At 72.6% G+C, this 24,800-nt stretch carries 23 protein-coding genes; 10 read left to right on the forward strand and 13 right to left on the reverse strand.

The features are described from left to right. Nucleotides 1-51: 51 nt before the first annotated feature. Nucleotides 52-1,212: an FAD-dependent monooxygenase gene (locus tag ACFYST_RS22505; RefSeq protein WP_387864852.1), complete on the reverse strand. Its 1,161-nt coding sequence runs from the start codon at nt 1,210-1,212 to the stop codon at nt 52-54. A gap of 145 nt (nt 1,213-1,357) precedes the next feature. On the opposite strand from ACFYST_RS22505, the gene ACFYST_RS22510 reads away from it, so the two are divergent. After that, nucleotides 1,358-2,074 (forward strand): TetR/AcrR family transcriptional regulator, encoded by a 717-nt coding sequence (locus ACFYST_RS22510; RefSeq protein ID WP_387641661.1) that lies wholly within the window; start codon nt 1,358-1,360, stop codon nt 2,072-2,074. A gap of 374 nt (nt 2,075-2,448) precedes the next feature. Here ACFYST_RS22510 and ACFYST_RS22515 read toward each other — a convergent pair whose 3' ends face one another. The 3 genes from ACFYST_RS22515 to ACFYST_RS22525 are packed head-to-tail and all read right to left on the reverse strand — an operon-like array spanning nt 2,449 to nt 5,347. Next, nucleotides 2,449-3,234: a heme ABC transporter ATP-binding protein gene (locus ACFYST_RS22515; protein WP_387641658.1), complete on the reverse strand. Its 786-nt coding sequence runs from the start codon at nt 3,232-3,234 to the stop codon at nt 2,449-2,451. After that, a complete protein-coding gene (locus tag ACFYST_RS22520; RefSeq protein ID WP_387865123.1) occupies nt 3,231-4,295 on the reverse strand; it encodes a FecCD family ABC transporter permease in 1,065 nt (354 codons plus the stop codon). The genes ACFYST_RS22515 and ACFYST_RS22520 overlap by 4 nt, the downstream gene beginning before the upstream one ends. 8 nt (nt 4,296-4,303) lie before the next feature. Beyond that, nucleotides 4,304-5,347 (reverse strand): hemin ABC transporter substrate-binding protein, encoded by a 1,044-nt coding sequence (locus ACFYST_RS22525; RefSeq protein WP_387864855.1) that lies wholly within the window; start codon nt 5,345-5,347, stop codon nt 4,304-4,306. A gap of 130 nt (nt 5,348-5,477) precedes the next feature. On the opposite strand from ACFYST_RS22525, the gene ACFYST_RS22530 reads away from it, so the two are divergent. Together ACFYST_RS22530 and ACFYST_RS22535 are read left to right on the forward strand one after the other, a co-directional pair. Next, nucleotides 5,478-6,911, forward strand: a complete 1,434-nt coding sequence (locus ACFYST_RS22530) for an HtaA domain-containing protein (RefSeq protein WP_387864858.1) — start codon at nt 5,478-5,480, stop codon at nt 6,909-6,911. Between the two features lie 45 nt (nt 6,912-6,956). Then, complete coding sequence (locus ACFYST_RS22535; RefSeq protein ID WP_387864861.1) at nt 6,957-8,516, forward strand: HtaA domain-containing protein; 1,560 nt, start codon at nt 6,957-6,959, stop codon at nt 8,514-8,516. A gap of 528 nt (nt 8,517-9,044) precedes the next feature. Here ACFYST_RS22535 and ACFYST_RS22540 read toward each other — a convergent pair. Next, nucleotides 9,045-9,437, reverse strand: coding sequence for a hemerythrin domain-containing protein (locus ACFYST_RS22540; RefSeq protein WP_387864862.1), 393 nt, complete (start codon nt 9,435-9,437; stop codon nt 9,045-9,047). Continuing rightward, complete coding sequence (locus ACFYST_RS22545; RefSeq protein ID WP_387864863.1) at nt 9,427-10,227, reverse strand: alpha/beta hydrolase; 801 nt, start codon at nt 10,225-10,227, stop codon at nt 9,427-9,429. Before ACFYST_RS22545 ends, ACFYST_RS22540 begins: the two co-directional genes overlap by 11 nt. A 482-nt stretch (nt 10,228-10,709) precedes the next feature. On the opposite strand from ACFYST_RS22545, the gene ACFYST_RS22550 reads away from it, so the two are divergent. The 3 genes from ACFYST_RS22550 to ACFYST_RS22560 are packed head-to-tail and all read left to right on the forward strand — an operon-like array spanning nt 10,710 to nt 12,891. Beyond that, nucleotides 10,710-11,318, forward strand: a complete 609-nt coding sequence (locus ACFYST_RS22550) for an ArsR/SmtB family transcription factor (RefSeq protein WP_387864866.1) — start codon at nt 10,710-10,712, stop codon at nt 11,316-11,318. Then, nucleotides 11,315-12,622: an MFS transporter gene (locus ACFYST_RS22555; RefSeq protein WP_387864869.1), complete on the forward strand. Its 1,308-nt coding sequence runs from the start codon at nt 11,315-11,317 to the stop codon at nt 12,620-12,622. The genes ACFYST_RS22550 and ACFYST_RS22555 overlap by 4 nt, the downstream gene beginning before the upstream one ends. Nucleotides 12,623-12,645: 23 nt before the next feature. After that, the gene (locus ACFYST_RS22560; protein WP_387864871.1) at nt 12,646-12,891 is read left to right on the forward strand and encodes a hypothetical protein; all 246 of its coding nucleotides are present in this window, start codon (nt 12,646-12,648) and stop codon (nt 12,889-12,891) included. Nucleotides 12,892-12,959: 68 nt separating this feature from the next. On the opposite strand, the gene ACFYST_RS22565 is transcribed toward ACFYST_RS22560, so the two are convergent. The 3 genes from ACFYST_RS22565 to ACFYST_RS22575 all read right to left on the reverse strand — a co-directional run bounded on the left by ACFYST_RS22565 (nt 12,960) and on the right by ACFYST_RS22575 (nt 15,101). Continuing rightward, complete coding sequence (locus ACFYST_RS22565) at nt 12,960-13,280, reverse strand: hypothetical protein (RefSeq protein WP_387641647.1); 321 nt, start codon at nt 13,278-13,280, stop codon at nt 12,960-12,962. A 92-nt stretch (nt 13,281-13,372) separates the two neighbouring features. Next, the gene (locus ACFYST_RS22570; protein ID WP_387864873.1) at nt 13,373-14,047 is read right to left on the reverse strand and encodes a heme oxygenase (biliverdin-producing); all 675 of its coding nucleotides are present in this window, start codon (nt 14,045-14,047) and stop codon (nt 13,373-13,375) included. Between the two features lie 838 nt (nt 14,048-14,885). Further along, complete coding sequence (locus ACFYST_RS22575) at nt 14,886-15,101, reverse strand: cold-shock protein (protein WP_387641639.1); 216 nt, start codon at nt 15,099-15,101, stop codon at nt 14,886-14,888. 186 nt (nt 15,102-15,287) lie between these two features. Between ACFYST_RS22575 and ACFYST_RS22580 the strand changes: the two genes are divergently transcribed. Beyond that, entirely contained in the window at nt 15,288-16,052 is a 765-nt protein-coding gene (locus ACFYST_RS22580; protein ID WP_387864875.1) for a methyltransferase domain-containing protein, read from the forward strand. Nucleotides 16,053-16,063: 11 nt separating this feature from the next. On the opposite strand, the gene ACFYST_RS22585 is transcribed toward ACFYST_RS22580, so the two are convergent. Beyond that, on the reverse strand, nt 16,064-17,011 hold the full coding sequence (locus ACFYST_RS22585) for a hypothetical protein (protein WP_387864877.1): 948 nt from the start codon (nt 17,009-17,011) through the stop codon (nt 16,064-16,066). 204 nt (nt 17,012-17,215) lie between these two features. Here ACFYST_RS22585 and ACFYST_RS22590 point away from each other — a divergent pair, with 204 nt between their 5' ends. Then, nucleotides 17,216-18,385, forward strand: a complete 1,170-nt coding sequence (locus ACFYST_RS22590) for a serine hydrolase domain-containing protein (protein WP_387864880.1) — start codon at nt 17,216-17,218, stop codon at nt 18,383-18,385. A gap of 66 nt (nt 18,386-18,451) precedes the next feature. Here ACFYST_RS22590 and ACFYST_RS22595 read toward each other — a convergent pair whose 3' ends face one another. The 3 genes from ACFYST_RS22595 to ACFYST_RS22605 form a co-directional block, all read right to left on the reverse strand. Next, nucleotides 18,452-19,531 (reverse strand): arylcarboxylate reductase, encoded by a 1,080-nt coding sequence (locus ACFYST_RS22595; protein ID WP_387864882.1) that lies wholly within the window; start codon nt 19,529-19,531, stop codon nt 18,452-18,454. Next, nucleotides 19,528-20,490, reverse strand: a complete 963-nt coding sequence (locus ACFYST_RS22600; protein ID WP_387864885.1) for an ACP S-malonyltransferase — start codon at nt 20,488-20,490, stop codon at nt 19,528-19,530. Before ACFYST_RS22600 ends, ACFYST_RS22595 begins: the two co-directional genes overlap by 4 nt. Before the next feature lie 369 nt (nt 20,491-20,859). After that, nucleotides 20,860-21,621, reverse strand: a complete 762-nt coding sequence (locus tag ACFYST_RS22605) for a thioesterase II family protein (protein WP_387864886.1) — start codon at nt 21,619-21,621, stop codon at nt 20,860-20,862. A gap of 460 nt (nt 21,622-22,081) precedes the next feature. On the opposite strand from ACFYST_RS22605, the gene ACFYST_RS22610 reads away from it, so the two are divergent. Then, nucleotides 22,082-23,908, forward strand: a complete 1,827-nt coding sequence (locus ACFYST_RS22610) for a BTAD domain-containing putative transcriptional regulator (RefSeq protein ID WP_387865125.1) — start codon at nt 22,082-22,084, stop codon at nt 23,906-23,908. Nucleotides 23,909-24,010: 102 nt separating this feature from the next. Beyond that, the gene (locus tag ACFYST_RS22615; RefSeq protein WP_387864889.1) at nt 24,011-24,673 is read left to right on the forward strand and encodes a class I SAM-dependent methyltransferase; all 663 of its coding nucleotides are present in this window, start codon (nt 24,011-24,013) and stop codon (nt 24,671-24,673) included. Nucleotides 24,674-24,800: the final 127 nt, after the last annotated feature.

Genomic DNA, 24,800 nt, shown 5'->3' on the forward strand with positions numbered 1-24,800 from the left:
TTCGGCGAGCCGCGGGAACGCGGGCAACCGCATTACCGCCCCGACGGGGGCTCACCCGGGCTCCGGCAGGTCCATCGTGGCGACGTCCTGGCCGAGTCGGAGCATCCGGTCGAGGATCCAGCCGCGGCCCAGCAGGGCGTTGCGCACCCGCAGTCCGGCGGCGGTGCGCGGGGCGAGGAAGGGGCCGGTGCGGTCGCCGCCGCGCTGGCAGCGCTCGGCGTAGGGGCGCACCGCCCGCTCGTAGCGGGTGAACGCGGTGCGGAAGTCGCCGTCGGCGCGGGCGAGTTCGGTGGCGAGGACGTACGCGGCGACCAGCGCCGTGCCGGTGCCCATGCCGCCGATGGTGGCGCCGCAGGCGGCGTCGCCGAGCAGCGCGATCCGGCCGTTGGACCAACGGGGCACGTCGGCGCGGCTGATCGAGTCGAAGTACAGGTCCTCGGCCTCGCGCAGGGTGTCCAGCAGGTGCGGGACGGGGCGGCCGAGGTCGGCGAAACGTTGCTGCAGAAGGGACTTCAGGGCGCCCGTGTCGTGCCGGTCGTGGTCGAGCCGCGGCGAGGCGAACAGCAGGAAGGCACCGGCCCGCGCCGGGTCGCGGGGGTCGGCTCCGGCGGCGGCGAGCCGGCCGGGGGTGTTGATGCCGGTGCTGCCGGCGGGCAGGCCGAGGGTGTTGGGAAACCCCCAGGTGGCGGCGTAGTAGCCGAGGTGGCGGACGTAGTCCTGTTCGGGTCCGAAGGCGAGGGCACGGATCCGGGAGTGCAGCCCGTCGGCGCCGATCACCAGGTCGAAGCGGCGCTCGGGGCCGTACCGGAAGGCGACCCGGACGCCGCCGTCGTCCTGCTGGAGTGCGGTGACGGTGTCGCCGAACAGGTACTCGGTGGTGGATTCGCTGTGCCGGTACAGGAGTTGGGCGAGTTCGCCGCGCGGGATCTCGATCTCGCCGCCGGCGAAGTCGGCGGGCAGCCGGAGCCGGACGCGGCCGTGCCGGTCGGTGAAGGTCATCGGGCTGCCGCCGGTGTCGAGCTTGCGGAGCTCGTCCAGCACGCCCATCCGCCGCAGCACCGCCAGGTGGGTGGGTCCGCGGAAGTCGACGGCCTGGCCACCGGGCCGCAACGCGGGGGCGAGTTCGACCACCGTGGGCCGGTGGCCGTACCGGCCGAGCCAGTGGGCGAGCGCCGGCCCGCCGATGCCGGCGCCGGAGATCAGGATCTGCATGGTGTTTCCCCCTCGGAAGGCAGGTCCGACGGGCCCTCCCCGGGCCCGGAGCAAAAAGTGTGTCTCGCGGACACTGTTTGCTGCTGTGTACGGTAGACGCAATTTCTGGCCGGACGCAAGGCCGGCCCGGCACCGGGGAGGGCCCGTGAACGACCAGGCGGAGCAGGACGCGGCGGTACGGCTGCTGTGGGGCCCGCCGGCCCGGCCGACCCGGGGGCCCAAGCCGGCCCTCAGCCTGGAGTCGATCGCCCGGGCCGGGATCGAGATCGCGGACGCCGAGGGCCTGGCGGCGGTGTCCATGCAGCGGGTGGCGGGGCTGCTGGCGTACACCAAGATGTCGCTGTACCGGTACGTGCCGGGCAAGGCCGAACTGATCGCCCTGATGGTCGAGTACACGGTCGGCGAGCCCCCGCCGCCGAGCGCGGCCCCCTGGCGGGACCAGCTCACCGACTGGGCGCACCGGATGGCGGCCCTGTTCGCCGCCCACCCGTGGGTGCTGGACGCGCTGTCCGCCGGCCCCCGGCTCACCGGCCCACGCGAACTGGCCTGGCTGGAACGGGTGGTGGCGGCGCTGGACGGCCACGGGCTGAGCGGCGCGGAGCGGATGGACGCGGCCGTGCTGCTGGTCGGCCACGTACGGGCGATCGCCGCCCAGCATCGGCAGTCCCGGGAGGGTTCGCCGGAGGCGGAGCTGCTGCGCGCGCTCGGCGGGCTGGTCGCGGCCCACGCGGACCGCTACCCGGCCCTCGCGTCCGCCATGGCCGAGCCGGGCGAGGGCCGCGACAACGCCTTCGACTTCGGCATCGAGCGGATCCTGGACGGCCTGGCCGCCCTCATCGACCGCCGGGCCCAGCACCCCTGACGGGCCCAGCACCCCTGACGGGCCTTGTCACCTCGAGGGCGGCCAACCGGAGCATCAGATCCGACGATCACACCAGCGCTGGTGATGCGGGGTCAGGGATGCGGACGGCGCGGCCCGGCGCGGTGCCGACCGCGCCGGGCGGGGGCCCTGGTGGCGCTGACGGCGCCGGCCAGGACGAGGGGGGTGAGCAGCAGAACCATGGTCAGGTGCATACAGTGCCTCCGGGTGGTCCGGTTACTGCTGGTTGCCGTTCCCGTGCCGGGCCCGGACATATGGGCCGCCGGCGCGGGATCACCCGCCCGGACCGCGTCGCGATCCGGATCTCCCCCGGTCGGTCGTCGCCCAGGAGTGGATCTTCCCGGGCCGACGATCCGTCAATCTGCTTCGCGGGGGCGCTCGGGCAGCACGATGGGCGCGCCCCCGCGCGGGTGCGCCAGCACCTCGACGGGGTGCCGGTAGACCCGGCTGAGCAGTGCGGCGTCCAGGATCTCGCCGGTCGGGCCGACGGCGACGGCGCGTCCGGCGTCCAGCAGGGCGATCCGGTCGGCGTGCGCGGCGGCCAGCGTGAGGTCGTGCAGCACCACGATCACGCCCCGGCCCGCTTCCGCGCGCTCCCGGGCGATCCGCAGGACCAGTTCCTGATGGCGGAGGTCGAGCGCGGCGGTGGGTTCGTCGAGCAGCAGCAGCGGGGTGTCCTGGGCGAGGATCCGGGCCAGCGCGACCCTGGCCCGCTCGCCGCCGGAGAGCGCGGTGAAGGGGCGGGCGGCCAGGTGGGCGCAGTCGGTGGCGGCCATCGCCTCGGCCACCACCTGCTCGTCCTCGCCCGCGGCGGGCGTGCCCACCCAGGGCGCGCGGCCCATCCGGACCACCTCCCCGGCCGCGAACGGGAACGACACCTCGTGGTGCTGCGGCAACAGAGCACGGCGGCGGGCGAGTTCGGCCGGCCGGTACCCGGCGAGCGGACGGCCGTCCAGCCGCACCTCGCCGCTGCTCGGCCCGCGGTCCCCGGCCAGCACCGACAGCAGGGTGGACTTCCCGGCGCCGTTCGGGCCGAGCAGCGCGAGGATCTCGCCCCGGCGCACCGTCAGCCGCACGTCCGTCAGCAGCGGACGGCCGCCGACCTCGCAGCCGATTCCCTCTGCGTGCAGAAGCTCCGTCATGCCCAGCCTCCCTGGCGGCGTCGGGTGCGGCGCAGCAGCCAGAAGAAGAACGGGCTCCCGATGAGTGCGGTGAGGACGCCGAGCGGGAGTTCGGCGGGCGCGGCCAGGGTGCGGGCGGCCAGGTCACCAACGACCAGCACGAGGGCGCCGCCCACGGCGGAGGCCGGCAGCAGGAAGCGGTGGCCCGGCCCGGCGAGCATCCGCAGCAGGTGCGGGACGACCAGGCCGACGAACCCGATGATGCCGCTGACGGCGACGGCGGCAGCGGTGAGCAGCGCGACCACGGTGATCAGCACGATCCGCATCCGCTCGACGTCCACGCCGAGGTGGCGGGCGGGCCGTTCGCCGAGGGCGAGCAGGTCGAGGCGGCGGGCGTAGCGCGGGGCGACGGCGAGTCCGAGGGCGGCGAACGGCAGAACGGCGAGCACCTTGCTCCAGCTCGCCTGGGAGAGCGAGCCGAGCTGCCAGAACGTCACCTGGCTGATCGCGGCGGCGTCGGCGGTGAACAGCAGCAGGCCGATCAGCGCGCCGCAGAACGCGTTGACGGCGACGCCGGTGAGCAGCAGGGTGACCACCTCGGTGCGGCCGCCGCTGCGGGACATCGCGTAGACGGCGCCGACGGTGAGCAGTCCGGCGGCGAACGCGGCGGCGGTGACGGTCCAGCTGCCGAGGGCGTCCAGGCCGAGCACGATGCAGGCGACGGCGCCGACCGCGCCGCCGGAGGAGACGCCGATCACGGCTGGTTCGGCGAGCGGGTTGCCGAACACGCCCTGCATCAGCGCGCCCGCGCAGCCGAGCGCGGCGCCGACCAGCAGGGCGAGCACCACCCGGGGCAGCCGGACGTTCCACAGCACCGATTCGGGGACCCGCTCCAGCGGGTGGCCGCCGAGGTGGGCGCGGTGGGCGAGCGAGGCGAGGATGTCGCCGAGCGGGATCCGGTACGCGCCGGTGCCGGCGGCGAGCAGCGCGCAGGCCAGCAGGGCGACGCCGAGGGCGGCCAGCAGCAGCGGCTTCCTGTCGCGAGCTGCCTTTCCTGTCAGCGCAGTTGAAGGACTTTCCAGCGTCGCGGTCACTTGCCCTCCCGGTGCAGCTGGGCGGCGATCTCCCGCAGCACCTGCGGGGTGCGCGGCCCGTAGGACAGCAGGCGCCCGTCGTCCACGGCGACGATCCGGTGGTCGAGTCCGGCGGGGGTCTGGGCGACGCCGGGGAGTTTCAGCAGCCCCTCTGCGCCTCCCACCGATTCGAGCCCTTTGCTCATCACCAGGATCGCGTCGGGTGCGGCCTTGACCAGGGCTTCGCTGGTGAGCGGGGTGAAGTCGCCGGTGAGGTGGGCGGCGGTGCCGGCGTCCTCGCCGCCGGCGGCCTCGATCAGGGAGGGCGCGCCAGAGTCGGGGCCGCCCAGCAGGAACACCGAGGCGCTGCCGCGCAGGTACAGGAACGCCACCTTGGGCCGGGCCCCGCCGGTCGCCGGGATCTGTGCCTGCACCTCGGAAATCTGCTGTGCGGTACGGGACTTGAGCTCCGCTCCGGCCTCGGGGACGCCGAGCGCGGCGGCGACCCGGTCGATCCGGGAGCCGATGTCGTCGAGCTTCTTCGCGTCGTCCAACACGATCACCGGGACGCCGGCGGCGCGGATCTGTTCGACGGCCTCGGCGGGGCCGGTGCTTCGGTCAGCGAGCACCACGGTGGGGCGCAGCGAGAGCACGCCTTCGGCGGAGACCTCGTGCGCCTGGGTGATCACCGGCAGCCGGGCGGCCTGTTCGAAGGTGGTGGACACGTCCCGGGCCACCGTGTTCGGGCCGAGTCCGAGGCTGAAGACCAGTTCGGCGAGGCTCCCGTTCAGCGGGATGATCCGCTCGGCGCTGCCGACCGTCACCTGGCGGCCGTCGGCGCACGGCACGGTGACGGGCAGTCGGGGCGTCGGCGTGCCGGGCAGCGCCTCGATCCGGTCAGGGTTCGCGGCGCCGGCCGTCTTCGGTGCGGTACCGGCCGCCTTCGGCGCGGCGGCGGGTTCGCCGGTGGCGCAGGCGCTCGCGCCGAGCAGCAGGGCGAGGACGCCGAGGGCGGCTCCCGCACGGGCGCGCAGGCTTCGTGGACTTCGGGTGGTGCTCAACCTCGGGCCTTTCCAGGTGCGTTGACGTCCCGACGGAGCCGACCGAGGGGTCGAGGGCGGAACACTTGACCCATATATTAGGTTAGCCTTACCTCACTTCAACACCCCCCTCCCCTAGGAGTGATCCGCCATGCCCGTCTCCGGACGGCCCCCCGCTCCCCGCAGCCGCCCGCGCGCCGCCCTCACCCTGCCGCTGGCCCTGCTGCTGACGCTCCTCTGCCTCCCCGGGCGGGCCGCCGCGGCCGACGCGACCGTCTCCGGCGGACGACTGGACTGGGGGATCAAGGCGAGCTTCCTCACCTACGTCACCGGCCCGGTGGCGAACGGCAAATGGGCCCTGACCGGCGGCGCGTCCACCGTCGGCGGCTCGGCGTTCCGCTTCCACTCCGCGACCGGCAGCTACGACCCGGGAACGGGCCGGCTGGCCGCCGCCTTCCAGGGCGGCGTCCGCTTCACCGGCCACCAGGAGAACGGCGGCAACGCGCTCGACCTGAGCATCTCCCGGCTCACCGTCAGATCCACCGAGGACGGCAGCGCCGCACTGTACGCCGACGTCAGCTCCAAGTCCCGCCAGACCGGCCGGACTTCGTCCACCGAACAGGCCCGGCTCGCCGACCTCTCACTGTCCGGGGTCTCGCTCAAGGGCGCGTCCGGCACCGTCACGCTCAGCCAGGTGCCCGCCACCCTCACCTCGGCCGGCGCCAACGCCTTCGGCGGCTTCTACCCGGCAGGCACGGCACTCGACCCGCTCACCCTCTCCGTCACCCTCAAGTCCGCCGCGCCGTCCACACCCCCCGCCGCACCGTCCTCCTCCGCTCCTTCCGGCTCCGCTCCTTCCGGCTCCGCCCCGCCCGCCGCCACCTCCTTCAGCAACGGCGCACTCGACTGGGGGGTCCGCCGGACCTTCCGCGACTACGTCACCGGCTCGATCGCCCAAGGGAGTTGGCAGCTCACCGACGGCGCGGCGGACGGCGGAGCGTTCTTCCGCTGGACGCCCGGCCACGGCGCCTGGGACGCCGCCACCAACACCCTGGACGCGTCCTTCACCGGCGCCGTCCACTTCACCGGCCTGCGCCAGGGCGACACCCTCGGCCTCGACCTGACCTTCGCCAACCCCCGCCTGACCGTGACGGACGGTCAGGGCCGGCTGCTCGCCGACGTCAACGGCCGCACCCCCGACGGCTCCACCCGCACCTCCCCCGCCACCGAACTCGCCACCTTCCCCGCGGCCGAACTCAAGGCCGAGAACGGCCTGCTCACCGCCACCGACCTCCCCCTCACCCTGACCACCCCCGGCGCCCAGGCCTTCGGCTCGCTCTACCCGGCGGGCACCGAACTCGACCCGCTGACCTTCGCCGTCGCCCTCGACCCGGCGGCCGCCCTTCCCCCGCTCCCCGACCTCGGCAGCCCCGCCCCGAGCCCCAGCGCCAGCCCCAACTTGGTTGCCGCCCACACCGACAACGGCTTGTCCACCACCACGCTCGCCCTCCTCGGCACCCTCCTCGGCACCCTGCTCGCCGCCGCCGCGGCCACCGCGCTCGTCGTCCACCGACGCCGCCCCTGACCACCTCTCCCCCCTTCTGCCCCTTCCTCCTGGAGTCCTTCACCCATGTCCCGGACCGCCACGTCCCACCGCAACCGCACCCGCCTGGCCGCCCTCGCCGCCGTCACCACCGGCCTCGGCCTGACCGCCTTCGGCCTGCCCGGCCTCGCGTTCGGCGCCGGCGCCCCCACCGCCGTCACCTACGACACCGGCTCGCTCGACTGGGGCGTCAAGGCCAGCTTCCGCAACTACGTCACCGGCCCGGCGGGCGGCGGCAGCGTCGAACTGACCGGCGGCGCAACCGTCAACACGGACGGCTCGTACCACTTCAACCTCGCCTCCGCCGGCTACGACACGACAACCCACTCGCTGAACGCGGCCTTCGACGGCGGGGTCCGCTTCCTCGCCCACGGCGGCGCGCTCGACGTCGCCATCAGCGACCTGCGAATCACCACCAGCGGCAGCACCGGCACCCTCACCGCCGACACCGCCTCCAAGGAGACCGTCGGCGCCCCCACCCCGACGCTCCGCCAGGACGTCCCGCTGGCCACCTTCACCGTCGCCCGCGACACCACCAACGGCACCGCCACCCCCGCCAAGCTCACGGCGGAGGGCGCCAAGGCCTTCGCCGGCTTCTACCAGGCCGGTACCGAACTGGACCCGCTGTCCATCGTCCTGAAGCAGTCCACCACTTCGCCGTCCCCGACCCCGACCCCGACCCCGACCACCGAGCCGTCCACTCAGCCCACCCCCCAGCCCTCGACCGAACCGACCACCGAGCCGACCACCGAGCCGTCGGCCCAGCCCAGCACCTCCCCCTCTCCCTCCACCTCCGCCAGCCCCTCCCCCTCGACCTCCGCCTCCCCCTCGACCTCCGCCTCCACCCCGGCGAGCAACGAACTGGCAGTCGTCGACGGCCGTTTGGAGTGGGGCGTCAAGGAAGGCTTCCGCAGCTACGTGACGGGGCCGATCGCCGGCGGCAAGGTGCAGTTCGACGACGGCGCGAACGACTACCGCTTCGGGTCGGCCACCGGCAGTTACCGCACCGACAACCACGCGCTGACGGCCGACTTCGCGGGCTCGGTCCGCTTCCTCGGCCACCAGGCGGCCGACGGCCACTACGAGTTGGACACCCGGCTCTCCAAGCTGGGCCTCCGGGTGGACGCCGACGGCGCGTACCTGGTCGCCGACGTCTCCGCCGCCACTCGCGGGGGCGGCTCGCCGGTCTCCCTCCGCGCGGTGCGCCTCGCCCAACTCGACCTCTCCAAGGCCGACTTCAAGCCCGTCAACGGCGTGGTGACGCTCCGTCAGGTCCCGGCCAAGCTCACCGCCGACGGCGTCCCGGCGTTCGGCACCTACCGCGCGGGCGAGGCCCTTGACGCGCTGACCGTCACCCTCTCCTTCGACCGCAACGCCACCCTCCCGACCCCGGGCACCGCCCCGACCACCGACACCACCGGCACCACCGGCACCGGCGCGACCCTCACCAGCACCGACAGCCCCAGCGGCGAACTCGCCTTCACCGGCGGCGGCACCGGCTCCATGCCGCTGCTCGCCACCGCCGCCGGCCTGGTCCTGCTGGGCGGCGCCACCACCGTCCTGGTCCGCCGCCGCACCACCGGCTGACCGATCCCGGCACCGGGCCCGGACGGGAGTCGAGGCTCCCGCCCGGGCCCGACCCGTTGCGGTGACACCGGCGAACGCTCGAAACGTCACCGTTCGACCCGGACTCGCCCAGAGGCCGAAGCCACTTGAACCCCGAATTCGAACAGCACCATCATCGGACGTGGTCCACCTCCGCAAGCAGCCAACTCGGCCCACAGGAGTGCCACTTGACCGACCACACCGCAGCCCACCTGCCCGGGCCCCGCGCTACGACGGCTACCAGAAGCCACGAACCACATCGCGCTCTTCGGCTCGTGTAGTCAGGGCCGGTCGCGGTTCGTGATACGGGTCCGTCTCACCGCTTTCACCGAAACCTCGGCGGTCGCGGTTCAGGACCCGGGCGAGGCGGTGGCGGTTCCGCTCGAACCCAGGTGGGATTCCCGGTCGCACCGTCGGCGGGCGGCGCGACCGGGCCGCGGCTCAGCTAACCGGGCCGAAGATCTCGGTGCGGTCGAAATCGGCGTCCATGCCGTCCAGCACCGCTCCCAGTTACTTCTCCTCGTACTTGAAGTGCGTCTCCATGACCGCCTCGATCCCGTCCAGGTGGCGGTGTGCCACCTCCGGGTCGGTCGAGTCGGCCACCGCCTTCTGCAATCCACCGATGAGGTGCTCGATCATGTTGTGGTCCTGAGTCAGCTTCGCGACCACTGGCGCCAGGTCGGGTCGCGCCCGTACCAGTTCCGGGAACAGCGAACCGTCCTCGGCGCGATGGTGGCCGGACAGGGCAGCGCAGAACCCGTGGCAGAACAACAGCAGGTCGGTGGCGGCGTCGGCGGGGTCGCCGCCGTCCAGTCCCGCCCGCGCCAGCGCCAACGCATTGCGCAGCTTGCCGTGCACCCGCTGCAGTTCCCCGCCCCAGGCGGTGATGCGGTCAGTCGGCAAGAACGCCCTCCCGTCGCAGCCAGGCCGCGCAGGCGGTCGTCCAGGACGCGGTGTGCGGCTCGCGCGCAATGAACTTATGCGGCTCGCCGCCGTATTCCGCGCCATCAGCCAGACCGATGCCGTGGCTGCCGCCCGGGTAGACGTGCAACTCCACCGGTACCGCGGCCGCCGCCAGCGCCCGGGTCCACTCCAGGGCGTTGGGCAGGCCCGGCGGGTCCTGAGCGGTGGCCCATACGAAGGTCGGACACACCGACGCGTCCGCATGCTTGGCCGGGGACAGCTCGTCCTTGATGGGCAGCAGGTCGCCGAGCAGGTTCTCGACCACTGACGGCGGCAGCAGGTCGAGGTCGGCCAGCGCATAGGCCAGGATCGCGAAGTCCGGTCGGGGCGGGTCGGCGACGCCCTCCTCGATGGACAGGACCCGGCCGGTCATGAGCAGGCCGGCGAGTTGGCCGCCCGCGCTTGATCCGATGACGCCGACCCGGCCGACGTCGAGGCCGTGGTCGCCGTTGCGGATGTGGTCCAACCCGGCCCGGGCGTCTTCGAGCGGGGCCGGAAAACGGTCCGGCAGCAGCCGGTAGGACAGGACGAAGGCATGGATGCCGAGGTCGGACAGCCAGCGCGCGTAGCCTTCGCCCTCGTGCGGTGGAAGTTCCCGGAAGCCGCCGCCGGGCAGGACGAGGACGGCGGGCCGGGGGCCGAAGAACCGGTCCTCGGCGGGGTAAAGCGTGATCTTCTGTGAAATTGGGGCGGGAATGGCCGGAGCCACCTTTCGGTACAACGCCTCCATGCCTGACGATCCATCCGCCACCGGCACGCGACGCTGCCTGAAACTATAACCTTCAAGGCCAGAAGGGCAGTTGCGTCGCGCTGCCGCAATGGCGTCAGGATGAGCACGCAGTCTCCGAGGACCGCGAGTCGGCGTCATCGCCTCACACTGCGTTCTCGGCAACGTCAAGCGCGCCTTGTGCATGCCGCCTTCTCAGGCAGCCGCGCGGCGGCCCCTCCGGCTGGGATGCTGGTTACTCGTAACCGGAGACTCGCCGAGACCAACGACGGCCTCGTCGCCGCCCGAGCGAGCCTCCGACGCATGATCCGAATCGAGAACTCGTAGCAGCTGTCCGGTCCTGGACCTGCCGCGTGACCAGCGTCCTGACCTGGCTGATCAGCCCACCACCAGCACGTGATCGCACCTGCTCCGCGGGGACGCGCATCAGGTGCGGGAGATGTGAGACTTGACTCTCACACTATGTGAGAGGAAGCTCTCACGTCATGGATTCTGGTAATCGTCTGGGCGATATCGAGATCACTGATCCGCAGGCGATGCGGGCGCTGGCGCACCCAGTGCGGCTGGCGATCCTCGAACGCCTGCAGCGGCACGGGCCAGCGACGGCGACGCAACTCGCGCCCGATGTGGGAGCAACCCCGTCAGTGACCAGCTGGCATCTGCGGCATCTGGCGAGCTTCGGGCTGGTCCGCGATGCCGAGCCCGGCCCGGACCGTCGCCAGAGGCGGTGGGAGGCGGTAGCTCGGGGCTTCCGGTTCGAGGCGCCGGAGGATCCGGACGATGAGGAGGGCTGGTCGGCTGCGCGGGTCCTGTCCCGGGAGATGTTCCTCCGCTCGGGCGGCCTGCCGAACCGGTGGGCTGCCGAGGTCGAACCCAAGCTCGAACCGGTGTGGCGGCGGCTTGCAGGCCTGGCCAACACCCGTGTCGTCGTCTCCACCGACGAACTCGCCGCGATTGAGGACGCGATCGAGCGCATTCTCGCCCCCTACGTGATGCGCGACGAGGCCGCGCGGCCGGCCGACGCCCGTGGCGTCAGGCTGCTGCGTTACGCCCTGCCCGAGGGCGCCGAGGATCAGACCGGCGGGACGCCATGAGCGCGGCGGTCCAGTCCTTACCCGTATCGCTGTGGCGTGATCGACGGTTCCGTCGTTTCTGGGCAGGTCAGTCGATCTCGCAGTTCGGCGACCGGATCACCGAACTGGCCCTGCCACTGATCGCGGTGGGGGCGCTGCACGCTTCGGCCAATCAGGTGGCGTTGCTGACCGCGCTCATCTGGACCCCGAACCTGCTCGCGATCGTCCTCGGCGCCTGGGTCGACCACCGCGTCCACAAGCGGCGCCTGATGGTTCTCGCCGACCTGGTGCGGGCGGCGGTGCTGCTCTCTCTCCCCGCCGCCTGTCTCATCGGGGCAGTGACGCTCGGCCAGTTGTATGTCGTGGCCTTGCTGACGGGCGCGGCTGGGGTGCTGTTCAACACTGCCTATCCACCGTTCTTCGCCCACTTGGTGCCACGCTCCTCCTACGTCGACGCGAACAGCAAGCTCAGCGCCAGCCGTTCAGCGTCGTACGTCGCCGGACCGGCTATCGGTGGTGCTCTGATCCAGGCGTTGACCGCTCCTGTCGCCGTCGTCGTCGACGCCCTGACGTTTCTGGCGTCTGCGGTTCTGGTCGGTCGGGTTTCGATCGACGAACCGCCAGCCCCCCATGACCAAGCGGCATCCTCGCTGCTGCGGCGTGCCAGGGAGGGACTGGTCTTCGTCGTCCGTCACCCGGTGCTGCGGGCGAGCCTCGGGTGCGCGGCGACTGTCAACTTCTTCACCTTCGTCGCGGGCAGCGGGCTGATCGTGCTGTTTGCCAGCCGAAACCTAGGACTGACCGCGGGAGCGATCGGCATGGCGTTCGGGATCGGCGCCACCGGCTCGCTCCTTGGCGCGGTAATCGCCCCGAAGATCTCTCGAAGACTCGGCGTTGGCCGCAGCATTGTTGTGGGCGCCGTGCTGTTCCCGGCACCGATCGCCATCGCCGCTGCTGCGAGCGGCCCCCTATGGGCTCGCGCCGGAACCTTGGCGGTGGCCGAATTCCTCTCCGGAGTCGGCGTCATGCTGTTCGACGTCAACCTCAACTCCCTCCAGGCGGACGTGATTCCCGACGGCATGCGCAGTCGAGTCGCCGGTGCGTACAGCACGATCAATTACGGCTTACGCCCTGTGGGCGCCGTCGTCGGCGGTCTCCTCGCTACCCTCGTCGACCTCCGGGTGACCCTGCTCATCGGGGCCGTGGGCGGAGCGCTGTCCCTGCTATGGCTGCTGCCCTCGCCGATACCACGCATCCACTCCCTGACTCCCGACAATCCGGTAGCTCCAGACAGCGACACGGACGCGCGACCATTGCCTTGCTGATCACCGCAGAACCACCCGGGTTCATGCCAACGCTTCCCAGACCCGACTGCCCGAAAATCGCTGTCACCATCACCGTCCTGGTCTCCCACCGCCTCGGCCCCGCCACCGCCTGCGACCGGGTGTTCGTGTTCGACGAGGGCCGGATCGTCGAAGGCGGCAGCCACCGGGAGCTGATGGAACTCGGCGGCGCCTACGCGAAGATGTTCGACATCCAGGCCGCCGCCTACCGCACCCCTGCGCCCCCCGCAGCCGCAAGCTCCGGGCGGTGAGACCGGGCCCGACTCGCCTGCCCGGTCGTCAGGCCTGGTGCGGATGCCCCTCGGCGGGTGCTTTGGTCCTACGAGGCCCCGTCCGGGGCCTGGCGTTCCGCGGCGAGGACGGCGAGTTCGCGCAGGTGGACGAAGTACTCGCGGGCCTCGGCGTCCTCGCCGAGCGCGGGGAGGATGCGGTGGACGGCGGCGATGCCGTTCCGAAGGGCCTCGCGGCGACGGTGGTCGAGCGGGCCGGTCAGGGCGGAGGACACGCAGCCGGCCAGGTGACTGTCGAGCAGGACCAGGTCTTCGCCGTCGGGGGCCTGCCGGTAGCAGCTGCGCGGGAACGGCAGGGCGAGGAAGTCCTGCCACAACTGGTTCAGCCGGTCGGGGTGCGTGTCGCTCATGGCGTCGATGATGCCCGAACGAACGGCGCCGGTGTCACCCCGTCCCGGCCTGCGGAAGAACGCCCATCGAACAGCGAGCTTTTGACGACCCGTCAGGCCACCGGCGCGTGCCGCCGGCCGAGCTCCGCGAATATCTCGCCGTTGAGCGTGAACGCGCGCTTGCACTCCTCGGCGACCCGCCCGCGCTCCGCCTCGTCCATCAGCTCGCCCGCGGCGTCCAGCTTGGCGCGGTAGTCGCGCTTGAACGCGGCGGGGTTGTCGATCTCCTCGAAGACGTAGAACCGGACGCCGTCGCCCTTGCGCGCGAAGCCCCAGGTGCGTTCGGCGACGCCGCGGATGATCTGACCGCCCGACAGGTCGCCGAGGTAGCGGGTGTAGTGGTGGGCGAGGTAGCCGGCCGGCCAGTCGGCCGCGAGGGTGTGGATCCGCTCGGCGCAGGCGGTGGTGGCGAGCAGCGGGGCGAGGGTGTCGCGCCAGTCGGGGCCGGCCAGGTGGTCGAGGTCGCGTTCGATGGCGGCGGTGCGCAGCAGGGCCCGGTCGAGGAGCGGCCCGGCCACGGGGTGGTCGGCGAGATCGGCCAGGTGCGCCTCCAACGCACGGTAGACGTAAAGGAGTTGGCCGGTGAGGTCGGTGTAGGCCTCGATGCCGAGCCGTCCGCCGAGCAGGTCGCTCATGAAGGAGGACTGTTCGGCCGCCTCGTGCTCCTCCGCGCTGGCGGTGCGGAGCTCGGTGGAGAACGGGACGGGCAGCAGGGTGGGGCTGGGCATGGGGCAGGGCCTCCAGAGATCGAATTCCCCCGACGACATAGGTGAGCCTAACCTAAGTTGCGCCGTTGCCGACACCCTGTCGGCAAACCTTCCCGAAGCATCAAACCGCTCGCCCCCGACGCGTTTCAGCACGACCCGCTCCCCGGCCCGCCGTCGACCAGTTACGCGATGCAAGGCCCCGGCAGCGACGTGCCCCGCCTGCTGGAGCAGGCCCGCACTGGCGACGAACGGAACTCGCACCTGGCGCTCGTCGCGCCCTGGCACAGCCTGCTGCACCACGACACCGGTTGCGCGGCCGGCGCCCTGGCCGTTCCCTTCCTGATCCGCATCGCCGTCGGGCACCCTTTCCACCGTGCCGCGTTTCTGGCGCTCGTCGCGGGCCTGGCCCGCCGCCAGCACCTCGGCGACGGCGGCCGCACCGGCCTGCTGCGTGCTGCCCGCGCCGACGACCAGCCGATCTTCGAACCGTCCGGCTACCTGGCGAACCGGTCGGTCCAGGCTGCTCGCGAAGCCCTGGCGGCAGACGCCGAACTGCTGGTGCCGCTGCTCGGCGATCCCGACCCGGAGGTCCGGCAGCACGCCGCCTACGCCCTGGCTGCGGCCCTGGGCAGGTCCGAGCCGGTCATGCCTCCACTTCACCAGCCGCCTGGACTGAACAGCCCCTCGGGCCGAACTCCCGACGCCGGCGGTCGGGGCGGCGATCGAGACCCGCGGCCGGGGCGGCGATCGAGACCCGCGGCCGGGGCGGCGATCGAGACCCGGCGGCGGGAGCGGCCGCGCACCCGGACGACGGACGTTCGGCCACGGCGTCCCCGGGTGCAGCGCCCCCGACCGGCAACTAACCGACGACCTGGACCCTGTCGGCCTGGAGCCCCTTCTGCCCCTGGACCGCCTCGAAGGTGACCTTCTGCCCCTCCGCCAGAGACTTGAAGCCCTGACTCTCGATTGCCCTGAAGTGCACGAACAGGTCCGCCGATCCGTCCTCGGGCGAGATGAACCCGTAGCCCTTCTCGTCGTTGAACCACTTGACGGTGCCGTTCTGGCGCTCGGCCATGTCTCCTCCTGTAATGGTGCGGCTACTGTCTGCAGCTATGGCGTGATCATTCCACAGGGCGCTGCCGAACGAGAGTTGATCGACGGAGGCCGGTTCACCCGAGCCGCCGGACCTTCCGGCGGACCTGGTGGACACAGCGCGAAAACCTCTACCGGCAGCCGGGAGGGGCAGGGTTGAATGCATGCCATGGACGCTTCATTCGATGCCCTCCTCGACGAGGCGGCTGGCGCCCCGGTCGACGGCTGGGACTTCTCCTGGCTGGACGGCCGGGCGACCGAGCAGCGCCCCTCCTGGGGCTACCAGCGACTGCTGGGCGAGCGGCTCTCCGCCGCCACCGCCGCGCTCGACCTGCAGACCGGCGGCGGCGAGGTGCTGGCGGGTGCCGGGCCGAAGAACTTCCCGCCCACCCTGGCCGCCACCGAGGGCTGGCCGCCGAACGCGGCCCGGGCCACCCGCCTGCTGCACCCGCTCGGCGCCGCCCTGGTGACCCACCAGCAGGGCACCCAACTGCCGTTCTGCGACGGCGCGTTCGACCTGGTGACGAGTCGCCACCCGATCACGGTGCAGTGGCCGGAGATCGCCCGCGTCCTCACCCCCGGCGGCAGCTACTTCGCGCAGCACGTCGGCGGCCGCTCCAACGTGGAGCTGACCGCGTACTTCCTCGGCCCGTTCGAGGTGGGCGACTCGCGCGAGCCGGAGGTGGAGTCGGCGCAGGCCCGGGCGGCGGGGCTGGAGATCGTGCAGTGCCGCAACGAGCGGCTGCGGCTGGAGTTCTTCGACGTCGGCGCCGTGGTCTGGTTCCTGCGCAAGGTGGTCTGGGCGGTGCCGGACTTCACCGTCGAGCGCTACCGCGAGCGCCTGCGCGAGCTGCACGACCACATCGCGCGTGAGGGCGCGTTCGTCTCCACCACCTCCCGCACCCTGATCGAGGCCCGCAAACCCGCCACCTGACGCCCACCGCCTCAGCGTGCGAGCCACCGCACAGGGTGCCCGGCCGGTCCCCTGGTCAGCCAGCTGCCGTCGCCGAGCGGCTGCAGGTCGTAGGCATGCTCACCGTGGGTGGTCAACTCGCCGAGGACCCGGCCGTCGTGGGCATCGACGCGGTAGGTCCGGAACCACTCCTGCTCGTCCTCGGTCTCGCCGGCCAGGACGAGCAGGAGGGTGTCCGCGTCGAGGTACCCGCCGCTCCACTCGACGACGGCCTCCGGCTCGGCGTCGTCGCCGAAGTCGCCCAGGGCGAGGGTGAGTTGCACCTCGCCGCCGGGGAGCGCGAGCACGGTGGCGTCCTCCTGCCCGTGATCGACCGTCAGCAGGTGGCGGCCGTCGGGCGACATGCCGATCGGGCAACGGTCGTCCCACGGCAGGTGCTCGACCCGGAGGCCGGCCTCGGTCAGTGTGCCCCGGTACACGGTGGTGCCGTCCTGGCCCTCGCCGACGTCGAGCAGCATCGCCCCGCTCGCCCGGTCCGCCCACTGCTCGCCGCCCTGACCGACCGTCTCCAACTCGGCCCGCCCGAGCAGCGCGCCGGTCGCGGCGTCCAGCACCGTCCAGAGGTCGGCCTCGCCACGCCCGGCCATCACGTCCGGCTGGTAGACCCAGACGCTCCGCCCGTCCGGCGCCAGTGCGCAGTTCGGCGCGTGACTCCACGACCTGCCCTGCTCCGGCGCGAACCCGAAGCGCCACACCTGCTGTCCGTCCGCCGCCACGCACACCACGCCGTCCGCCGTGACGTAGTACGCCTGGGCGAGGTCGGCCGGCACCGCCGGGCTCACCACCTCGTCCCCGGCCACCGGCCGGAAGACGGCGACGGGCGCCAGTTCGCCCACCGCGCTGCTGGAGGGCCGGTAGGCGCATATCCGGCCGTCCACCAGGCGCGTGACGACGGGGTGGTGGTGCGGGGAGTCGTTCATGCCGGGGACGTTAGCGGGCGCCCGTGACACACCCCGCGCTCCCCGTCGTTCGACGGGGTCACGGCGCACGCCCTTCCGTCCGGAGAATGATCTTCCATTCCGGTCTCTCCTCCCGGCGAGTGATGCCGTGGGGTCGCCGGAGCCGTGAGGCTGTCGGGCGACGAACCCCCCTTCTGATCTGAGCGTCTGTCGAAGGAGACTCGTGTGAAGAATTACCGATCCGCGCTGCGGCTGGCCGCGTCCTTGCTGGCGGGTGCGTCGGTGTTCGCCCTGGCGCCCACGGCCGGGGCAGCCACCGCGGGCCGCCCGGTCCCGCCGCGGGCCGCGCTCCAGCAGGGGCTGGACGCGCTGACCGTGCGGGCGGGTGCGACCGGCGCGGTCGCCGAGGTGCGCGACCACGGGCGGGCGGTGTGGCGCGGAACGTCGGGCGTCGCCGACCTGACCACGCAGCAACCCGCGCCGGTGGACGGGGAGTTCCGGGCGGGCAGCGTCACCAAGACGTTCGTCGCCACCGTCGTGCTCCAGCTCTCGGCGGAGCGCCGGGTGGGCCTGGACGACCCGATCGAGCGCTACCTGCCGGGCATGATCCCGAACGGCGCGAACATCACCGTCCGCCAGGTGCTGAACCACACCGCGGGCCTGTTCGACTTCCTGGAGGACCCGAAGTTCGCGTACGAGTCGGACGACGCGCTGCGTCAACTCCTCGCCGTGGACCGGTGGAAGACCCTCGCCCCCCGCGACCTGATCGCGATCGGCGTCTCGCACCCGCCGTACTTCCCGCCCGGCCAGGGCTGGCACTACTCCAACACCGACTACCTGGTGCTGGGCGAACTGGTGCGGCAGGTCACCGGCAACGACTGGCGGACGGAGGTCAACCACCGGGTGCTCCAGCCGCTGGGCCTGCGCCACACCTTCCTGCCGGGCACCTCGACCACCGTCCCGGGGCCGCACAGCCACGGCTACCTGGCGCTGCCCGACGGGCCGGCCGACATCACCGAGCTGAACCCGTCGATGGCGGGCGCGGCCGGCGAGATCATCTCCACCACGGACGACCTGGCCCGCTTCAACGCGGCGCTGCTCGGCGGCCGGCTGCTGGCCCCCGCGCAGCTCGCCGAGATGACCACCACGGTGGCGGCGGACGAGCAGCCCCCGACCCGTTACGGCCTGGGCCTGATGCAGCTGCGGACCTCCTGCGGCGAGGTCTGGGGCCACCCGGGCGGCATCCACGGCTACGTCACCTACGTGTTCGGCGACCGCTCCGGCACCCGCCAGATCGCCATCTCGGCGAACCCCTACGACCCGCAGAAGGGCGCCGAACTGACCCCGGCCGTCCTGAGCCTGATCGACCTCACCTTCTGCGGCCCGAAGTCCTGACCCGCCCGACCGCCCCACTCCCCACCCGAGCGGGGCGGTCCCCCGGCCCGCCACGATGCCCCTGGCTCAGTAGAGGCCCTCGGGGGACGAACTGGCGATCTGGAGGGGGCGGATGTTGGCGACGCCGTCGGTGGGCCAGTGGTCGGTCGGGTGACGGAGGGCCTGGTCGCGTTCCAGGATGTTGGGGAGGAAGAGGTCCTCGTGGAGGACGGTGAGCCGTACCTGGCCGACCGTGCCGGGGGCGACCGTGGTCATGGGGTCGGCCTTGTCGACCACCGCCATGGTGACCTGCGGGTAGTTCGGGACGTAGCTGATCAGTTCGCCGTCCCGCTCGATGTCCAGCAAGGCCGCGTTGCCGAAGGTGTTGCCGTAGGTCAGCCCGCAGATCCCGCCCTGCAGGGCGGCGGTGAAGGTCCGGTACATGTCGGCGCTGATCTGGGTGCCGCTCAGGCGGACGCCGTCGAGGGCGGCGACCAGTTCGGGCCGGTGCTGGCGGAGGGCCTGGAAGAGGGCCGGGGTGGTGTTGACGTAGTGGACCCGGCCCGGCGCGAGGACGTCGGCGATCTGCTCCAGCAGGTGGGTGGTGTAGTCGCCGACCTCGGCCATGCGTCCCGCCCGGATCAGGCGCTTCACCCATCGGGGGTCCATGTCCACGGCGTACACCTGGCCGGCGTGGAGTTCGGAGACCTCGTGGACGCCGTTGCCGATCAGGTGCGGTCCGGTGGGGGTGGCCTGCAGCCAGGTGCGGCCTGGCTGGAAGCCCTCCCGGACGAAGGACCAGCGGCGCCAGAGCGCCCGGTGCCGCAGCATGTCGGGGGTGTAGAACGCCCGGCAGGGGGTGCCGGTGGTGCCGCCGGTGTCCCAGACCCGGCCGACGAGCGGCCTGGGCACCGACAGCGGGACGAGGTCCGCGGGGTCCTGCGTGCGCAGCCGGTCGAGCGGGAACGGGCCGAAGGCCACGAGCTGGTCGTAGCGGGTGATGTCGCGTGGGTCGAAGTCCAGCTCGGGGGCCTGCCCGAGCCAGTAGGGGCTTCCGGTCACCGGGTCGAAGTGCCGCCGGACCACGGTGCGGGTCCACTCGTCGAGGTCGGTGTCCAGCCATCGCGCGATCTGGGTGTCCGGGTCGGCGCCGGTGAGGGCGGTCACGACAGGGCCGGGGCGCCGGAGAGGTCGATGCCGAGCTCGTAGGCGGTGGTCAGGGCCTGCTCGACGTGCTCGGGCCGCTCGATGTGCACCACCGGGAAGGGGAACGCGAGGATGCCCTCGGGAATCGAGGGTCCCATCACCAGCCCGAGCTGTACGCCCTGCTCCTTCATCCCGGTGTAGACGTCGACCAGGCTGATCGGGTCGGTGGAGTTGCGCTGGAAGAGGTCCCTGACGTCGGCGCCGGTGCGCAGGACCTTGGGCTCCAGGCAGGACAGCAGCGGGATCTCGGGGGCGCTGAAGGGGATCGCGTCGATCCGCGGGGCCATGAAGTCGCGGTAGGGCCGGCGCAGCGGGGTGTGGACGGCGATGGTGCGGCCGGGGAGCGGGACGACCGTTCCCGGCGGGACCTCGGCGGCGAGCGCGCCGAGTGCTTCGGCGTGGCCGGCGAGCATCATGATGCGCTTGGTGCCGTCGGCCGTGGGGCCGAAGTCGCCCGCCAGGTAGACGCCGGGGACGTTCTCGCCGGGGTGGGAGGGGGCGCCGTCGTCGAGGGAGCCGAAGGCGATGGCTATGCCCTGCCGCGGGTCCTCGGCGGGCGGTTCGGGGGTGTCGCGGGATCCGGCCAGCATCTCGAACAGTTCCCGTCGCCCCAGCGATCCGGCGAGGCAGCTGGCGGTCATCGCGCCGAGGCTGAGGCCGCCGATGGCCGCGGGGCGCAGGTTGAACGAGGCGAGCACGTCGTGCACGCCGATCGCGAGGGCGGCTTCGCGGACCGTGCCGACGCTCTGGCGCTCCTCCTGGGCGGTCGGGAGGTCCTCCTCCAGGATCTGTCCGACCGTCAGTCCGGTCCACGCGGAGACTTGCTCGTACCAGTCCCGCACGACCTCGTAGGTCCGGTAGAGCTCCAGGCCGTGCGGCTCGGTCCCGACGCCGCCGCCGAACAGGTACCCCAGACTCATGACAGCTCCTGTGAATGGTGTGAAAGGAGGGAACGGTGGTGCGGATCGGGCGTGGTGTGACAGAAGTGAACCCGACCGCACAATGCCGCAGAATCCGGCGTCCGACCGGACGCTCGGTAACCGGTCTCGCGACGCGATATCGAGACGATATCCGAATCTGGGAAAATCTCCGGCAGCACAGTGGCGGAGTTGCATTTCCCGCCTTCGAAAGGGATTTTCTCGGCCCGCAGCAACTCCGGGTGGACTCGCACGGCGGGAGACGGAGGAACGGCGCACCCCGTCCTCTCCTGGGACTCGGGGAATTCCGGGAGAACACGGGGTGGCCGTACCCCAAAGCCGGGCACGTCCGTTTCCCCGTCGTCCGGGCGTTCAGGCGCGCAGCGCGCCGGTGAGGTGGTCTCGGAGTACGGCGGTCACCTCGTCCGCCCGGCTGCTGAGGTAGAAGTGCCCGCCGGGGAAGACCTTGAGGTCGAACGCGGCCGTCGTGCGCTCGCGCCAGCGCCCGACCTCGGGGACCGGCGCCCAGCGGTCCTGGTCCCCCACCAGGGCGGTGACCGGGCAGCCGACCGCGGCGTCGCGGTCGGCGCGGTAGGCCCCCACCGCGCGGTAGTCGCCGCGCAGCGCGGGCAGCACCATCGCCAGCAGTTCCTCGTCCTCCAGGACTCGGGCGTCGGTGCCGCTCATGGCCCTGAGCTCGGCCACGATGCCCTCGTCGTCGACCGGGTGGGAGGAGTCGGGCCGGTCCGCGGACGGCCCCTTGCGGCCGGAGAGGAAGAGGTGGTCGATCCGGCCGCCCGCGCGCTCGATCCGCCGGGCCACCTCGAAGGCGACGAGCGCGCCCATGCTGTGCCCGAAGAGGGTCAGGGGGAGGTCGTCCCAGCGGCGCAGCGCTTGGGCCACCTCGTCGGCGACGCGGTGCAGGTCGTGGACGCCGGCTTCCTCCCGGCGGTCCTGCCTGCCGGGGTACTGCACGGCCAGGACGTCGACCGGGCCCTGCAGTGCGGCGGACACCGGGAAGTAGAAACTCGCCGAGCCGCCGGCGTGCGGAAAGCAGACCAGGCGGCGGGTGGCCGCCGGCGAGGGGTGGAAGCGACGGCACCACAGGTCGCTGTCCAAAGAGAGGGAGGTCATGTCGGCCTTTCATTCTCTTCTCGAAATCCGCGCGGTGCCGGCGGGCGGGGTGTGGTGCTCGGTCAGGACATCCTCCGCACCGACGGGCCGTCGAGTGCGCGCTTATACGGAGAGCTTCGATCGGCGACTCACGGGCACCGCATATGACAGCAGCCTGCCATACCGCTCGGAATGTCAGCAAGTACTCACCGGAGCGCATCGATCCGCTCATGTCCGGGGTCAATTCCGGCCATCTTCTCCGGTGATTGGCGAGGACGTTGCGAAACGGAGCAATCCGGTGGGCTTTACTTGGCTCCGACTCGGCGGCACCGGTCCGACAGGACCGCGTTGACGCGTACACGGTCCCCCAAAGAGGCTGGAGGCAGCGTTGTTCACCGGCCGTGCGACGAAGAGGACTCTCCCCTTGAACTTCCTGTTGCTGGGCCCGCTTTCCATCCGGTTGAACGCGTGCGAGGTGCACGTGTCGGCGCCGAGGCAACGCGTGGTCATGGCAGCGCTCCTCTTCAACGCCAACCGGGTGATCTCGGTCGACCGGATCGCCGAGTACGTCTGGGACGGCGCCCCGCCGCCGAGTGCCGCCGCGACCATCCGCACCTACGTGATGCGCCTGCGGCAGTCGCTGGGCGAGATCGCCTCCGCCCGGATCCTCACCCGGGCGCCCGGCTACCTCCTCGAACTCGGCGAGCACGAGAGCGACCTCGGGCAGTTCACGGCCCACCGCCGGCGCGCGGCGGAGCTGGCCGAACGCGGAGACCTGGAGGGCTCCTCCGCCGCGCTGGCCGAGGCGCTCGCCCTGTGGCGCGAGGAGCCGCTGGCGGACATCCCGTCGCAGACGCTGCGCGACGTGGAGGGCCGCTACCTCCAGGAGCTCCGCCTGCAGACGATGGAGCTGCGGTTCGACGCGGAGCTGGCGCTGCTGCGGCACGCCGAGGTCGTGCCGGAGCTGGTGCGGCTGGTGCGGAAGCACCCCTTGCGGGAGGCCCTGGTGGGCAAGCTGATGCTGGCGCTGTTCCGCTCGGGACGGCAGTCGGAGGCCCTGGACCTCTACCGGCGCACCCGGGTGCTGCTCGTCGAGCAGCTCGGCACCGAACCGAGCGCCGATCTGCGCGAGGTCCACCGGCGCATCCTCTCGGTCCCCGACCGGCCCCGTACGCCCGGCTCGCCGGAGCAGCCCGCGCCGGCCCGGGCGGCGGCCCCCGCGTCGGCGCCGGCCGCCGTCTGGGACAGACCCTTCCGGCCGAGTCCGGCGCAGCTCCCCTCGGTGCCGCTGCCGCTGTCGGCCCGCTCCGGTGCGCTGACCCGGCTGCAGCACTTCCTCACGACCGGCTCGATGCCCGCGGGCATGGTGGCGACGGCGGTGGTGACCGGCCGGGGCGGTGTCGGCAAGAGCGCGCTGGCCCTGCACGCGGCGCACGCCGTACGCGGCGCCTCGGTGCACGGCCAGCTCTACGCGGACCTCGGCGGAGCCGCCCGGCCGCTGACCGCCCGGGCGGTCCTGCCGCGGTTCCTGGCGGACCTCGGGGTGCCCCGGGACGAGATACCCGAGGAGTCGCCGGAGCGGGAGAGCCTCTACCGCTCGCTCACCGCGGGCCGTCGCCTGCTGGTGGTGCTCGACAACGCCTCCAGCACCGCGCAGGTGCGGCCGCTGATACCGGGCAGCGGGGGCAGCAGACTGCTGGTGACCAGCCGGCGGCGACTGGCCGACCTGGAGGGGGCGCGCACCCTCCAGCTCGGCCCGCTCGACGAGGCCGGGTCGCTGGAGCTGCTGGGCAGCATCGTCGGCCCGGGCAGGGTCGGTGCCGAACCGCAGGCGGCCCGTACGGTGCTGACGGTCTGCGCGGGCCTGCCGCTGGCGATACGGATCGCGGGGACCCGGCTGCTGGAGCGCCCGCACTGGAGCATCGGGTACTTAGCCCGACGGCTCACCGAGGCCCCGCAGCTGCTGGACGAACTGCACGCGGGCGACCTCGGTGTCCGGCCCTGTCTCGACGCCGACCACGCCGGGCTCCGGCGGACCGCTCCGGCCGGGATCGACCCGGCCGAGGTGTTCACCGCGCTGGGGGCCGCCGGAGCGTGTTCGGTCTCCGGCAGCCGGGTCGCGATGATGTTCGGCTGCTCCGAGGAGCAGGCCGAGGAGGCCCTGGACGCCCTGGTCGAGGCGAACCTGCTGGGCGCGCCGACGGCGGGCCGCTACCGACTGGACGCCCTGCTGCAGGCCTACGCCCACGAGCGGGCGCAGGCGGTCGCCGTCCGGCAGCACGACCAGCCGTACATGCGCGCCGGGTGACCTCCCGGCGGCCCGCCCGTCCCTCGCCCCGATCCTTTTCGCCCCGATCTCCCCAGACCCGATCTCCCCCGACCCCGATCACCTCCGAGAGGACCCTTCGCCATGGCCGACCAGACAACAGCCACCCGCGACCTGCTCGCCTACGTCCGGGAGGTCTCCCTCCGTGACGACGATCTGCTCAGGGAGCTGCGGGAGACCACCGCGGACCTGCCGGGCGGCACCGCCATGCAGGTGATGGCGGAGGAGGGCCAACTGCTGGCCCTGCTGGTCGGGTTGACGGGGGCCCGGGCGGTGCTGGAGATAGGCACCTTCACCGGCTACAGCACCCTGTGCATGGCCCGCGCCCTCCCGGCCGACGGGGTGCTGGTGTCCTGCGACATCGAGGAGCGGTGGCCGGCCATCGGCGCCGAGTTCTGGAAGCGGGACGGGGTCGACGCGCGGATCGACCTGCGGATCGGCGATGCCGCCGCGACCCTGGACGCGCTGCTGGCGGAGCGCGGACCGGAGAGCTTCGACCTGGTGTTCATCGACGCGGACAAGACCAACTACGTCCGCTACTACGAGACTTCGCTGGCGCTGCTGCGCGCCGGCGGTCTGATCGTGGTCGACAACACCCTCTTCTTCGGCCGGGTCGCGGATCCGGCCGCCGTGGACCCGGACACCGCCGGGGTCCGGGCGCTGAACCGGGCCCTGCACGAGGACCCCCGGGTGGAGCTGTCGCTGCTGACAATGGCCGACGGGATCACCCTCGTCCGCAAGCGCTGAAAGCAGCGGGCCGGGGGGGGGGGGGCCCCGCGGCGCCCGGCCCCCCCCCCCCCCCCCGGGCCCCCCGCCCCCCCCCCGCCGGGGGGGGGGGGGGGGGGGCCCCCCGGGGGGGGGGGGGGCCCCCCCG

It is taken from the genome of Kitasatospora sp. NPDC004614, assembly GCF_042873675.1.
Lineage (GTDB): Bacteria > Actinomycetota > Actinomycetes > Streptomycetales > Streptomycetaceae > Kitasatospora.

Coding starts and splice junctions, on each gene's coding strand:
- ACFYST_RS22585 (WP_387864877.1), bottom strand. CDS start 17,011: ATGAACGACTCCCCGCACCACCACCCCGTCGTCACGCGCCTGGTGGAC.
- ACFYST_RS22560 (WP_387864871.1), top strand. CDS start 12,646: ATGCCAACGCTTCCCAGACCCGACTGCCCGAAAATCGCTGTCACCATC.
- ACFYST_RS22535 (WP_387864861.1), top strand. CDS start 6,957: ATGTCCCGGACCGCCACGTCCCACCGCAACCGCACCCGCCTGGCCGCC.
- ACFYST_RS22515 (WP_387641658.1), bottom strand. CDS start 3,234: ATGACGGAGCTTCTGCACGCAGAGGGAATCGGCTGCGAGGTCGGCGGC.
- ACFYST_RS22530 (WP_387864858.1), top strand. CDS start 5,478: ATGCCCGTCTCCGGACGGCCCCCCGCTCCCCGCAGCCGCCCGCGCGCC.
- ACFYST_RS22600 (WP_387864885.1), bottom strand. CDS start 20,490: ATGAGTCTGGGGTACCTGTTCGGCGGCGGCGTCGGGACCGAGCCGCAC.
- ACFYST_RS22550 (WP_387864866.1), top strand. CDS start 10,710: ATGGATTCTGGTAATCGTCTGGGCGATATCGAGATCACTGATCCGCAG.
- ACFYST_RS22565 (WP_387641647.1), bottom strand. CDS start 13,280: ATGAGCGACACGCACCCCGACCGGCTGAACCAGTTGTGGCAGGACTTC.
- ACFYST_RS22605 (WP_387864886.1), bottom strand. CDS start 21,621: ATGACCTCCCTCTCTTTGGACAGCGACCTGTGGTGCCGTCGCTTCCAC.
- ACFYST_RS22580 (WP_387864875.1), top strand. CDS start 15,288: ATGGACGCTTCATTCGATGCCCTCCTCGACGAGGCGGCTGGCGCCCCG.
- ACFYST_RS22615 (WP_387864889.1), top strand. CDS start 24,011: ATGGCCGACCAGACAACAGCCACCCGCGACCTGCTCGCCTACGTCCGG.
- ACFYST_RS22505 (WP_387864852.1), bottom strand. CDS start 1,212: ATGCAGATCCTGATCTCCGGCGCCGGCATCGGCGGGCCGGCGCTCGCC.
- ACFYST_RS22545 (WP_387864863.1), bottom strand. CDS start 10,227: ATGGAGGCGTTGTACCGAAAGGTGGCTCCGGCCATTCCCGCCCCAATT.
- ACFYST_RS22570 (WP_387864873.1), bottom strand. CDS start 14,047: ATGCCCAGCCCCACCCTGCTGCCCGTCCCGTTCTCCACCGAGCTCCGC.
- ACFYST_RS22575 (WP_387641639.1), bottom strand. CDS start 15,101: ATGGCCGAGCGCCAGAACGGCACCGTCAAGTGGTTCAACGACGAGAAG.
- ACFYST_RS22555 (WP_387864869.1), top strand. CDS start 11,315: ATGAGCGCGGCGGTCCAGTCCTTACCCGTATCGCTGTGGCGTGATCGA.